Annotated in this window: 12 protein-coding genes and 1 pseudogene; 7 read left to right on the top strand and 6 right to left on the bottom strand. The window is 58.9% G+C overall.

Annotated features, from left to right (window positions below; translation table 11 throughout):
• Positions 1-19: 19 nt before the first annotated feature.
• Together TX82_RS08810 and TX82_RS08805 are read right to left on the bottom strand one after the other, a co-directional pair.
• Entirely contained in the window at positions 20-436 is a 417-nt protein-coding gene (locus TX82_RS08810; protein WP_005009445.1) for a hypothetical protein, read from the bottom strand.
• 62 nt (positions 437-498) lie between these two features.
• The gene (locus tag TX82_RS08805) at positions 499-858 is read right to left on the bottom strand and encodes a hypothetical protein (protein ID WP_005009444.1); all 360 of its coding nucleotides are present in this window, start codon (positions 856-858) and stop codon (positions 499-501) included.
• Positions 859-1,137: 279 nt separating this feature from the next.
• Here TX82_RS08805 and cysK point away from each other — a divergent pair, with 279 nt between their 5' ends.
• The 6 genes and pseudogenes from cysK (at position 1,138) to TX82_RS08775 (ending at position 6,209) form a co-directional block, all read left to right on the top strand.
• Positions 1,138-2,073, top strand: coding sequence for a cysteine synthase A (gene cysK, locus TX82_RS08800; RefSeq protein WP_005009443.1), 936 nt, complete (start codon positions 1,138-1,140; stop codon positions 2,071-2,073).
• A gap of 13 nt (positions 2,074-2,086) precedes the next feature.
• Positions 2,087-3,325 carry a threonine synthase gene (thrC, locus tag TX82_RS08795; RefSeq protein WP_005009442.1) on the top strand — a complete coding sequence of 413 codons (1,239 nt, stop codon included), beginning with the start codon at positions 2,087-2,089 and terminating at the stop codon, positions 3,323-3,325.
• Positions 3,326-3,341: 16 nt separating this feature from the next.
• Positions 3,342-3,619 (top strand): annotated as a pseudogene (locus TX82_RS08790) (MoaD/ThiS family protein).
• A 313-nt stretch (positions 3,620-3,932) separates the two neighbouring features.
• A complete protein-coding gene (locus TX82_RS08785) occupies positions 3,933-4,928 on the top strand; it encodes a PLP-dependent cysteine synthase family protein (RefSeq protein WP_042250961.1) in 996 nt (331 codons plus the stop codon).
• A gap of 23 nt (positions 4,929-4,951) precedes the next feature.
• Positions 4,952-5,275 carry a (2Fe-2S) ferredoxin domain-containing protein gene (locus TX82_RS08780; RefSeq protein WP_005009439.1) on the top strand — a complete coding sequence of 108 codons (324 nt, stop codon included), beginning with the start codon at positions 4,952-4,954 and terminating at the stop codon, positions 5,273-5,275.
• Between the two features lie 43 nt (positions 5,276-5,318).
• Positions 5,319-6,209, top strand: a complete 891-nt coding sequence (locus TX82_RS08775) for an SDR family oxidoreductase (protein ID WP_005009438.1) — start codon at positions 5,319-5,321, stop codon at positions 6,207-6,209.
• A 15-nt stretch (positions 6,210-6,224) separates the two neighbouring features.
• Here the strand turns inward: TX82_RS08775 and TX82_RS17000 are convergent, their stop codons facing one another.
• Positions 6,225-6,905 (bottom strand): septal ring lytic transglycosylase RlpA family protein, encoded by a 681-nt coding sequence (locus TX82_RS17000; protein ID WP_005009437.1) that lies wholly within the window; start codon positions 6,903-6,905, stop codon positions 6,225-6,227.
• A gap of 156 nt (positions 6,906-7,061) precedes the next feature.
• On the opposite strand from TX82_RS17000, the gene TX82_RS08765 reads away from it, so the two are divergent.
• Positions 7,062-8,816, top strand: a complete 1,755-nt coding sequence (locus tag TX82_RS08765) for a DUF2339 domain-containing protein (RefSeq protein WP_005009436.1) — start codon at positions 7,062-7,064, stop codon at positions 8,814-8,816.
• 33 nt (positions 8,817-8,849) lie between these two features.
• On the opposite strand, the gene TX82_RS16750 is transcribed toward TX82_RS08765, so the two are convergent.
• From TX82_RS16750 to TX82_RS08755, 3 genes are read right to left on the bottom strand one after another with little or no spacing between them, the layout of a single operon-like run.
• Entirely contained in the window at positions 8,850-9,566 is a 717-nt protein-coding gene (locus tag TX82_RS16750; RefSeq protein ID WP_244875018.1) for an ABC transporter ATP-binding protein, read from the bottom strand.
• A gap of 23 nt (positions 9,567-9,589) precedes the next feature.
• Positions 9,590-10,624 carry an ABC transporter ATP-binding protein gene (locus TX82_RS16745; RefSeq protein WP_244875017.1) on the bottom strand — a complete coding sequence of 345 codons (1,035 nt, stop codon included), beginning with the start codon at positions 10,622-10,624 and terminating at the stop codon, positions 9,590-9,592.
• A complete protein-coding gene (locus TX82_RS08755; protein WP_005009435.1) occupies positions 10,621-12,372 on the bottom strand; it encodes an ABC transporter ATP-binding protein in 1,752 nt (583 codons plus the stop codon). Before TX82_RS08755 ends, TX82_RS16745 begins: the two co-directional genes overlap by 4 nt.
• Positions 12,373-12,428: the final 56 nt, after the last annotated feature.

The following is a 12,428-nucleotide window of genomic DNA, read 5'->3' as shown; positions in this document are numbered from 1 at the left end:
CCTGATGGAAGCGGTCCGGCTATTTGAAAAACTCGATGAGGGGCTGGTCTTCGACCACCATGTGGTCGGTGAGGTGGTAGACGTCCTTGATGAAAGGATGCTGCAGGGCGGGTTCGCGGTCGAGGATGGTGCCGAGAAAGGTTTCGTTTTTCCAGGGCGACTCCGACCGGTCGGTCACCGTCACCGCCCAGCCCGCATCGTTCTGCCAGATCTTCACGGAAAACGCCGTGCGTTTTTCCGGAGACGACCCCACTCCCCACTCGCCGAGACCGATCAGCGCATACGCGACCTTGCGCTCGTGCCCGTCTGTGAACAACGCGTAATACACCGCGAAGGCGTTGCCATCACGGTACACGAAGCGGGTGAGGCGGGTGGTGGTGCCGCCGCAACAGTCGCAGGTGCTTTGGCCGGGAGGTTCAAATTCGATTTCGATCATCGTTCGCCCACCGGGCATCAGCCCCGTTCGCACCGCGCCTGGCGCGGCCGGCGCCTCGCTGGCTATTTTTTCCCATATAAATTGCGCATGGAGAAGGACTGGCTGTTGACGTTAGAGGAATCTTCTTCGGCGAGGGCGTTGGCGACTTCGTCGCGGTAGTTCTTCACCTGGCGGTAGAGGGGGTGGGTGATGTCAAGCTTCAGGTTGGCGAGCGCGGCGCTGAATTTTTCGCTCCCCTCCACCGACACCTCGCAGACGATCTCGCCCGACTCGCTGTCGCGGTACACGCCGGAGAGGGAGAGCGGCGTCTTCTTCGTGGCGTGCAGGCCCATCGCCCGCATCAGCTCCAAGACGGGTCCGTTGCCGTAGGCCCGGAGGGGCAGGTGTTTCTTGATTTCGGTCAAAAGGCTTTGTGCGCTCATAGCTTCTTATAAATCAATGAGGTGGAAGTGGGGCATCGACGCCCTTTCGAAGAATTTTAGCACAGCTTGCGGGGGGTCATCACCCGCTCCGCACAATATTCTCACAATTTTATGGATACTGGGTGGAAGGGAACGGGCGGCGTGTTATAATCGTGCAGGTTTCATAACCCCTAAAGTTATTGTAAGGAGACGGTTTAAGGACGCTTTCGAGGTGTTGACTTCGCGGCCGGATAGCCTATAATTTCCCTTTTGCTTATTTTTAGGTGACCATTCCCCAGCATGCTGGAAAAATTCAAGATCAGGTCAGAAAATACGCTGGATTTGATAGGCGGCACGCCCCTCGTTAAGCTCAACCGCGTGGTGCCCGCCAACGGCGCGGCCATATGGGCCAAGGTGGAGTCGAACAATCCCGGCGGCAGTGTGAAAGACCGCATTGCGCTGGCGATGATCGAAGACGCGGAAAAGAAAGGGCTCATTCAGCCCGGCGCGACGATCGTCGAACCCACCAGCGGCAACACGGGTATCGGCCTGTCGCTGGTCGGCGCGTTCAAGGGCTACAACGTCATGCTGGTCATGTCCGAGAACATGAGCACCGAGCGGCGGCTGTTGCTGGAAAGCTTCGGCGCAACGCTGGAGCTCAGCCGGGCCGAGTTCGGCATGCAGGGCACCATCGAGCGCGCGGAAGAACTGGTGGCGGAGCATCCGGATTACTTCATGCCGCAACAGTTCAACAACCCGGCCAACCCGGAGATCCACCGGCAGACCACCGGACCGGAGATCATCTCCGCCATGGAAGGGGATAAAGTGGACGCGTTCATCGCGGGCATCGGCACCGGCGGCACCATCACCGGCGCGGGCGAAGCGTTGAAAGCGCATTACAGTGATACGAAGGTCATCGGCGTCGAGCCGGCTACCAGCGCGGTGTTGTCCGGCCGGGCGGCGGGTCCGCACAAGATCCAGGGCATCGGCGCGGGGTTCAAGCCGAAGGTGCTCAACCTTGACATCGTGGACGACATCCGCCCCATCTCGGACGACGATGCGTTCCGTTATGTTCAGCGACTGGCGAAGGAAGAAGGCCTGCTGACGGGCATCTCCTCCGGCGCGGCGCTGTGCGCGGCTTACCAGGTGGCGGAAAACCTGGGACCGGACCAGAACGTGGTGGTCATTCTCCCCGATACGGGCGAACGCTATTTCAGTTTTTATCAATACTTCTAGTCAAAAGTTTTCTATGGGATACGTCAAAGGTTTACGTTGTAAAGAATGCGGTAAGAATTACGAAAAACTGCCGGTCCACGTGTGCGAATACTGTTTCGGCCCGCTGGAGGTGGATTACGATTACGAAGGCATCAGCAAGGTCATCAGCCGGAAATCGATTCAGGACGGGCCGCCCTCCATGTGGCGGTACCAGCCGCTGTTGCCGATCGACGGCGAGCCGCAGGTCGGCCGCTACACCGGGTTCACCCCGTTGATCGAGGCCAAGAACCTGGCCAAGGCGCTGGGCCTCAAAAAAGTATATGTGAAGAACGACTCGGTAAACCACCCGACCTTTTCCTTTAAAGACCGGGTGGTCTCCGTGGCGGTGACCAAGGCGAAGGAATTCGGCTTCGACACCGTGTCCTGCGCCTCCACCGGCAACCTCGCCAACTCGGTCTCCGCGCATGCGGCGGAAGCAGGCTTGAAAAGCTGTATTTTCATTCCGGTGGGCCTCGAGCAGGGCAAGGTTCTCTGTACGCAGGTTTACGGCACCCAGCTCATCTCGGTGCGCGGCAGTTATGACGACGTCAACCGCCTGTGCAGTGAGATCGCCGGGTCACACCAGTGGGCGTTCGTCAACATCAACATCCGCGCCTACTACGGCGACGGTTCGAAGTCGTACGGCTACGAGATCGCCGAGCAGCTCGGCTGGCGCACCCCGGACAACGTGGTGGTGCCGGTGGCGGGCAGCTCGCTGATCACCAAAATCTGGAAAGCCTTCCACGAGTTCAAGGACCTGGGCCTCATCGACAAGGTCAACACCAAGGTGTTTGCCGCACAGGCGACGGGATGCTCGCCGGTATCGACAGCCATCAAGAACGGCTGGGACACGCACAAACCGGTGAAGCCCGACACCATCGCCAAGTCCATCGCCATCGGCAACCCGGCCGACGGTTTTTACGGCATCAAGACCGTGCGTGACAGCGGTGGCTGGGGCGAGGACGTGACCGACGAGGAAGTCATCGAGGGCATGAAACTGCTGGGGGAGACCGAAGGCGTGTTCACGGAAACCGCGGGCGGCGTCACCGTGGCGGTGACCAAAAAGCTGGTCGAGCAGGGACGCATCAAGCCTGACGAGCTGACCGTGGTCTGCGTCACCGGCAACGGCCTCAAAACCCTGGAGGCGCTGGACAACAAGTTCGCGGAACCGGCGGTCATCGAACCCAACATTCACAGCTTCGAAGAAGTCTATTCAAACGGTATAACGGTATAACAAGGAGAAACGAACCATGGCGGTAAAAGTAAGGATTCCCACCCCCTCATGAAGCTCACCAACAACCAGAGCGAAGTTGCAGCCAACGGGGGCACCATCGCAGAGTTGCTCAGCGACCTCGAATCCCAGTTCAACGGGATCAAGGAGCGCATCTGCGAGGAGAACGGAACGCCGCGCCGCTTCATCAATATTTACCTGAACGAAGAAGACATCCGGTTCCTGGACGGGGAAAACACCCAGGTGAAGGACGGTGACGAGGTGTCCATCATCCCTGCCATCGCCGGGGGCAACTGATTCGTTCGAAGATTCATGCCAGGCTAAAATGGCTGGCAACTTTCCGGTTGAGAAGAGCATCAAACAGGTAAGGGACATCGGTCGCCGGCAACCGGGCTGGGTGTCCCGCGGAAGACGTGTTGGAAGCCGGGAAATGCGGCCCGAAGGGGGAAGCGGGTTGTCCACCGCCCTGCAGCGGCTGAACGCCCCGCCTGATCGGAATTCTTGGATTCCGAAGAGTTTTGATCACCCGGTGAATTAACAACCCCGTTTTTACAAAAAACCCGGACCGGGTTCCAGGTCCAGCCGGGTTTTGATATACAATTTAATTGTTATGTCTAAGCTCAAGCTATCCGAGGAAGTGCTGGCTCCTTCCTGTCCGGTGATCATGGACGAGTCGGTCTTGAAGAAGATCGGCAACACCCCGCTGATCCCCATTCAGAACCTGACGCGGGACTTTCCGGACGTGGAAATCTACGCCAAGGCCGAATGGCGGAACGCAGGCGGCTCCGTGAAATCCCGGCCCGCCCTGCAGATGATTGAGGACGGCGAGGCTTCCGGCAAGCTGACCAAGGGCAAGATCATCCTCGACTCCACCTCCGGCAACACCGGCATCGCCTACGCCCTCATCGGCAAGATCAAGGGATACCGCGTGAAACTCGTCATGCCCGCCAACGTCAGCAAGGAACGCAAGGGGTTGATGGCCGACTTCTACGGCGCGGAAATCGTCACCTCCAGTCCATTCGAAGGCTCCGACGGCGCGATTCTCCTGGCGCGGGAGATTCTCGAGCGCGACCCCGACGCCTACTTCATGCCGGACCAGTACAACAACGATTCCAACTGGCGCGCGCATTACCTGCACACGGCCAACGAAATCTGGAAACAGACCGACGGCCGCATCACGCACTTCTGCGCGGGCATCGGGACCGGCGGCACCATCATGGGCAACACACGCCGCCTGCGCGAACTGAACCCGGAGATCAAGTGCCACCCCATCGAGCCGGCGGAGGAACTGCACGGCATCGAGGGCCTCAAGCACATGGCCTCGTCCATCGTACCCGGCATCTACAAGGAAGAAGAACTCGACAGCAAGATCAGCGTCGCCACGGAAGAAGCCTACGACATGGTCGAAACGCTGGAAAAAGAGGAAGGCATTCTGGTCGGGCATTCTTCGGCGGGGGCCATGGTGGGAGCGCTCAAACTTGCCGCTCAGATCAAGAAGGGCGTCATCGTCACCGTTTTCCCCGACAGTTGCGACACCAATTACATCAACTTCGGCAAGTTCAAGGAACACTCGGAAACCCACTCCACCACCAAGCCGGACAGTTGATCCCCTTTTCCCCGGAATAATCCATGGGCCGATTCACCCGCCACGTATTCATCTGCAACAACCAGCGCAAGGAAGACGACCCGCGCGGCTGTTGCCAGTCACGCGGTGCCATGGACCTGCTCGACCACATCAAGAAACGCGTCCACGACAGCGGCCTGAAAGGCAAGATCCGCATCAACAAGGCCGGGTGCCTCGACGCCTGCCAGTACGGCCCCTCCATGGTAGTCTACCCGGACGACGTCTGGTACTCTCCCCAAACGGTGGAAGACATGGAAGAAATCTTCACCGAGCACCTGCAGAACGGCCGCGTTGTCGAGCGGCTGGTCATCGACTTCTCCCGGAAATAACGATTGGGCTTGTGCCCGTCCCCGGTTGACTTATACTTGGGGCATGGTTTCCAACCTCCTCATCGTCGGCGGAACGGGAACGCTCGGCCGCCCGGTTGCACATAAATTCCTGAAAGAAGGATGCGCCGTCCGCGTCTTCACCCGCAATCTGGAACGAGCACGCGAGGTGCTGGGGGACGGGTTCGACCTGCGCCAGGGCGACGTGGAAGACCCGGCAACGGTCGACCGCGCTCTGCAAGGGTGTGACGGGGTCCACATCAATCTCCAGGGCGGCAACACGGACCGCCAGTTGGAAGCCATCGAGTACGGCGGCACGCTGAACATACTGAAATCCGCCGAAAAAGCCGGAGTGAAGCGGCTGTCCACCATCTCCTACGCGGTGGACCTGGATAACTACCCGCACATCCCCTACGCGGCGATCAAGCGTCGTGTGGAAAACGCTATAGCGGAATGCTCCATCCCGCACACCATCTTTCGCGCCACCCACTTCATGGAATCCCTGCCGTTGTACTTTCGCGATCACACCCCGTGCCTCATCGGTGATCAGCCGCACCACTATCACTGGGTGGCGGCGGAGGATTACGCCCGCATGATATTCAACGCGTACCAGCTGGAGGAAGCGATTGGGCGGCAGTTTGACATTTTTGGCCCGGAGGCGATGACCATGGAGGAAGCGCTCCTGCGCTACTGCACCGCCATGCACGGCAAGGCGGAAATAGCCCGCATCCCCATCTGGGCGATGAAGGTCATGGGCTATCTGCTGTTCGACCGGAGGATCCGCTTCGTCGCGGAGTTGATGGAGTTTTTGGGCCAGGCCGGGGAAAATGGCAACCCCATCGAGGCCAACCGGTTGCTCGGCGCCCCCACCATTACCCTGGAACAATGGTGCGAAAAACGAAAGGCCGAACGGCGTGGGGAATTGGTGGAAGGATGAATTTCCGCGAGACCGTCACAGATCGACCGTTTCCACCTTCACGCGGACGGTACCCTTGCCGTCGAATCCCAGCCGCTTGGCCGCGCCGTGGCTGAGATCGATGATGCGCGAACCCGATCGGGGATTGTGCGCACTTGGAAACGGACCGCGGTCGTTGACGCGCACGATGATAGACCGTCCGTTTTCGAGATTGGTCACGCGCACGTTGGTGGGAAGCGGTAGGAACTTGTGAGCGGCGGAGAGTCCGTCCGGATTGAACGCCTCGCCGTTGGCGGTCATGTGGCCGTCGTCCTGGTCGTACGTCTCCTGCCCGTACCAGGAAGCGATGCCGACCTCGGTGTACGTCTTCGCCTGCTCGACGCTCATGGGATAATACTTCTTGCCCTTGACCGTGTACGGCGCGTTTTTGACGCGGCCGAGGCGGATGGCTTCCTTTACCGGCAGCCCGTCGATGGTGTCGATCTCGTCGTTCATCAGCGGCCAGTCAAGCGGTGCGGTGACGACGTCGAAGGTGAACTCGCCGATCTTGTACGTCGCCTTGCCGGTGTAGTACACCACCTTCACCGCGTTCTTGCCGATGTAATAAACGCCCTTGACCGTCCCCTTCACCACCTGGTAAGTGCCTTCGATGACCGTGCAGGCGGAAAGCCCCATCAGCACCGCCCCCATCACCCAAAGCCGCCCCTTGTGCTTCATGCCCCATCCTCAATAATTCATAACTAATTGAAAATTATAGAGAAATAATTCTTTGCGTGCAACCTTCCAGCGCCACCCTGCACCCCGCCGCGCCCAAATTGACAATCCGAAGGGGTTCCCTTAACTTGGAGTCAGGACAACCAACAGGCGTATTGCATGGGCGAAGACAATAAAAAGAAGCTGTTGGAGGTGATCCAGAAACTGGATCAGCGGATCGCGGACCTCAACCGGCGCGTGCAGAAGCTGGAAGCGCAACTGGACGATCCGTGGTTCCGCCCGGAAGATATCGACGGGGATGCCTCCTCTTCGCCCTCCCCCTCCCGCCCGGCACCGTCGGTTCCCCCCACCCCGCCCAAAGACGAGGTCTCGCAGGGTGAGTTCTGGCTCAATAAAATCGGCATCGCCCTGCTCCTGATGGGCCTGGCATTCCTGTTCAAATATTCCATCGACCAGAACTGGATGACGCCGCCGGTGCGCATCCTGATGGGCGGCATTCTGGGCGGCGTTCTTTTGGGGCTCGGTATTACTCTGCGGGAAAGCCGGGAAATCCTGAGCCCTGTTTTGCAGGGCGGCGGACTGGCAACGTTTTACATGACGGTGTTCGCCGCGTTTCAACTCTATGCGTTGATCCCGCACCTGTATGCGTTTTCCGTCATGGTCGGCATCACCCTGTTCGCATTCACCCTCGCCGTCAGGCAGTACGAATTCGCGCTGGCGCTGGTGGCGGTGACGGGTGGCTTGAGCACGCCGTTTCTTCTGCACCAGGAAGCGGGGAACCTGCCGGGCCTCGTGCTCTACACCTGCCTCGTGCTTGCCGGTTCGATGGCGGTTTATTACTTCCGGCCCTGGCGGTCGCTCCTCTGGTACAGCTGGGCCGGAGGATGGGTGGTGCTCGGCATTGCGGAAGGGGAACTTCCGGCGTACAAGGTGGAACGCATTTTCCAGTTCTGGAGTGTGGAGGGCGGCGTGCTGTTCGCCTTCGCTTTGTTCTGGATCGTCCCGCTACTCACCAAACAACGGCAATGGCATCCGTCCGCAACAGAAAAACCCGCCGCGCCCAGAACCGTATTCGAAAACACCTTCGCCGAGCACAATGCGCCGGTCACCGCCCTCATGATGTTTTCCGGCATCATGGCCTGGATTCTGTCCTATCTCATCTGGGATCTGCCAGATGAAACGTGGGGGTGGATTCTTTCCGGGTTCTGCCTGTTGTTTTTCCTGATTGCGTTCCTGTTGTGGCGGCGGAGTTCGCCACCGGAACCGGTGGCCCTGCACGCAACGATGGGTACGTTTCTGCTCACGCTCACCCTGTGGCACCTGTTCGATGGCGACCTTCTGTTCTTCGCCTTGACTGTGGAAGCCACGGCGTTGCACGGGTTCGGCAAACGTACGCGCGAACACGTGGTCACCTACACCGGCACGGTATTTCTGATGCTCCTCACCGTCTGGCTGTGCACGCGCATTCTGGGCCGGGCTCCAGGGACGGCCGTCCTGAACGGGCGCGCCGGAGCGGATCTCGCTTTCCTCTTACTCGCGGCATACTGGTCCACCCTCATGCCCAAGCAGGAAGAATCGCAGGCCTACCTGCTGGTGGCGTACGTGGGTTGGATCGGCTGGTTGTGGCGGGAGTTGAATGTACTGCCGCACGGCAGTGCGTGGGTGTCGATCGGCTGGGGTTTGACCGGCGCAATTTTATTGCTCGCCGGGGTGCGCACGAAACAGATCAACGCTTTCCGCGTGGGACTGGGAACGCTGGTGCTGGTCGCGGTGAAGCTCACGCTGTTCGACCTCGCTCACCTGTCGGCGCTGTGGCGAATCCTCATTTTTATGGGCTTCGGCGCGGCGTTTTTATGGATCAGTTATTGGATGAAATCTCCCTGGACCCAGCCCGCTTCCGGCAAGGCAGTGTGATCGCCATACGGCGAAGCGCCCTCCAATCCCCCCTCACGTACTTTTAGTCAGGTCGGATTGCAGTTTGAGCAGGTTGTAGTAGGTGCCCTTCTGCTGAATCAATTCCCGCCGCGTACCGAACTCGACGACCCTTCCATGACGCAGGACCAACACCTTGTCCACGTGCTGCAACGTGGACAGCCGGTGCGCGATGACGATGGACGTGCGTCCCTGGATGAGATTCTGAATGGCGTCCTGAATTTTCTTTTCGGTTTCGGTATCGACGTTGGAGGTGGCCTCGTCCAGGATCAAAATGCGCGGGTTGGATGCCAGCGCCCGCGCGAACGACAGCAGTTGCTTCTGTCCCAGCGACAGACTGTTGCCGCCCTCCATCAGGGTTTGTTCGTACTTGTGCGGCAGGTTGTCGATGAAGTGGTGCGAGTGCACGGCGTGGGCGATGGATTCAATCTCCTCAACACCCAGTTCGGTGTTGCCGAGGCGGATGTTGTCCATCACGTTCCGGGCGAACAGGAAAACGTCCTGTTGCACCAGTGCCATCTGGCTGCGAAGCGCATACTTGTCGACTTCGGACAGCGAGGTACCATCGACCCGGATCCTCCCTTTCTGAATGTCATAAAAACGGTAGAGGGTATTGACGATCGTGGTCTTGCCGGACCCGGTCGCTCCAACAATGGCGAGGCTCTCCCCCGGCTCCAGGGAAAACGACACATCCTGCAAAACGTAATTCTCGTTCTTGTACGCGAACCACACGTTCTCGAACTCCACCCGCCCCTCTATTTTTTAAGAGGTTTCGGTTGCGCGGGATTGGGAAGGTCTTCTTCTGTATCGAGCAACTCGAAAATACGTTCCGAGGATGCCATCGCCGTCTGGATGATGTTGAATTTTTCGGCGAGGTCGCGGATCGGTTCGAAAAACTTGTGCAGGTACTGTAGGAACGCCACCAGCACGCCCAGTTCCACCTCGTCCTGCACGAAGCGGCCGCCGCCGTACCAGATGACGAGGCCCATGCCGATGGCGCTGAACACATCGATCGACGGCAGATACACGGAGTTGTAAAACAGCGACCGCAGGTCTTCCCGCAGCTTTGACCCACTGACATCGGTGAACTGCTTTCGGCGGTTTTCCTCCTGATTGAACATCTGCACCGTATTCATGCCCGACAGGTTCTCCTCCAGCAGGGTGTTGAGCGTGGTCTGGTGCGCGCGGTTTTTGCGGAGCGCGTCGCGGGCGCGGGTGCGGTAGGCGTTGGTCGCCAGGTACAGAAACGGAAACACCACACACACCACCAGCATAAGCCGCCAGTCAAGGTACGCCAGCATGAAAAAGATGCCGACCAGCGTGAACAAATCGCTGAATACGAGGATGAGGCCGGATGTCAGCATTTCATTCAGCACCTCGATGTCGTTCACGGTGCGGGTGATCATTTTGCCGATGGGGTTGCGGTCGAAAAAACGGAACGACATTTTGTGGAGGTGACCGAACACCTGCGTGCGCAGGTCGTACATCACCTGCTGCCCGATGAACTGGATGGTGTAGTACTGGAAAAACTGGCAGACGAACGCCCCAACCAGAACCACCAGGTAGATGAGCGCGATCTGGTCGAGGCCGGAATAGTCGTCGACCCTGATGTGTTCATCGATGGCGATCTTGGTGAGGTAGGGCCCCGCCAGGTTGAGAAGCGAAACGGAAAGCAGCAGGCCCACCGACACCAGGACGAGCATGCGGTAGGGTCGCAGGTAGCCCAGGATCCGCGTGAAAAGCGGCCAGTCGTAATAGCGGTCGTCGAGAGTCTCTTCCCATTCGTTCATTTCAGAAGGATCTCCATTTCGCGCGCCAGCGCCTGGTTGCTGTAAATGCGGCGGTACACACCATCCTGTTTTTGCATCAACTCGGCGTGCACTCCGTCCTCCAGAACCTTTCCTTCCCCCAGAACCACCACGCGGTCCACCTGCCGGGCCAGAGACAGGCGGTGTGTGACAATCAAAGTCGTTGTACCCTCAATAACCGAACGGATGTTATTCAGGATTATAGATTCGGTTTCTACATCGAGGCTGGAGAAGGCGTCGTCGAGAATCAGGATGCGCGGCTTGCGAATCAGTGCCCGGGCCAGAGCGATGCGTTGTTTCTGCCCGCCCGAAACCGATACGCCGCGTTCGCCCACCACGGTGTCGAGTCCCTTGGGAAACCGTTCGAGGTCCGGGGTCAGGTGCACACAATGCACCATGGCTTCGATTTCCTCTTCCGACGCCTCCGGCCTGGCGAGAGCAATGTTGTTGCGAATGGTGGTGGAAAACAGGAACGGTTCCTGTTCGACGTAACCGATATGGCGGCGCAGCACGAATGCCGGGACCTCGGAAATCGGTGTGCCGTCCAGAAGGAGGCTCCCCTGTGGGGCGTCGAAGACGCGCGGTAGGAGCTGCATGAGCGTCGATTTTCCCGCACCGATCATTCCGATGAACGCAACGCTGGTACCCGCTTCGATTTTCAGGTCGATGCCGTCCAGCGCGTTCACCTCGCTGTCCGGATACGAAAACGCCAGACGACGCACCTCAATTCTGCCGCGAATGTCGAACGCCCCCTCTTCTTTTTCTGACTGCACGAGGGCCGTACGAGAATCGAGTATGTGCTGGATGCGACGCATGGCAGTGACACCCTTCTGCCACAGGTTGATGACGTAGCCAATGGCCATCATCGGCCACGAAAGCATCATGAGGTACCCGTTGAACGCAACGAACGACCCCAGCGTGATGGTCCCGTCGATCACCTCCTTGCCCCCTATCCACAGCGTGATCATTGCCGCGACGCCGATAACGAACACCAGGGACGGCGTAAACAGGCCAAACATTTTGGCGAGGCTCATGTTCTGGTCGATGTGGTCGCGGTTCAAACGGTCGAACCGGTTGATCTCGTTCTGTTCCTGTACGAATGCGTGGAGCACGCGGATGCCCGCCAGGTTTTCCTGTACCATGCTGGTGATGCGGGACAGGTTTTCCTGGATGCTCTGGTGGCGGATGCTGATGGCTCGGATGAACGTGAAAAACAGAATCGAGATGAAAGGCAGGGGCAGCAGCGCATACAACGTGAGTTTCGGATTGATGTAGATCATGAGCGCGAGGCAGCCGATGATGACCACCACCGCGTCCAGCACCACCAGCAGGCCGAGGCCGAGGAAATCCTTCACCGCGCGCAGGTCATTGGTCGCGCGGGACATGAGGTCACCTACCTCATGTTTCTGGAAAAATGTGCGGTCGAGGGTGAGGAAGTGCGCGAACAGGTGGTTGAGGATGTCGATTTCCATTTTTCGCGAGGGACCGAACAAATACCGGCGCCAGCCGTACCGGGCTACCGCCTGCACTCCCGCCGCGAGGAACAACCATCCGGCAAATCCAATAAGCTGGCTCTGCGCCGGGTCGTTCGGCAGAAGGTCGATCACCTGCTTGAGGAGCCACGGGATCACCATCCCGACCAAGTCCGTCACCAACAACGCGAAAATGCCGATCAGCATTTCCCGCTTGTATGGCTTCATGTATTGAATGAATGTGCGGACGTGTTCCATAGAATCGCAATCCGGTCAAAGCCGGCCGGGCTGGAATTGTGGGGAATGCGGATTCC

Source organism: Nitrospina gracilis 3/211, from assembly GCF_000341545.2.
GTDB lineage: Bacteria > Nitrospinota > Nitrospinia > Nitrospinales > Nitrospinaceae > Nitrospina > Nitrospina gracilis.
The sequence above is the reverse complement of the archived record's forward strand: the minus strand, read 5'-3'. Positions and strand labels throughout refer to the sequence as shown.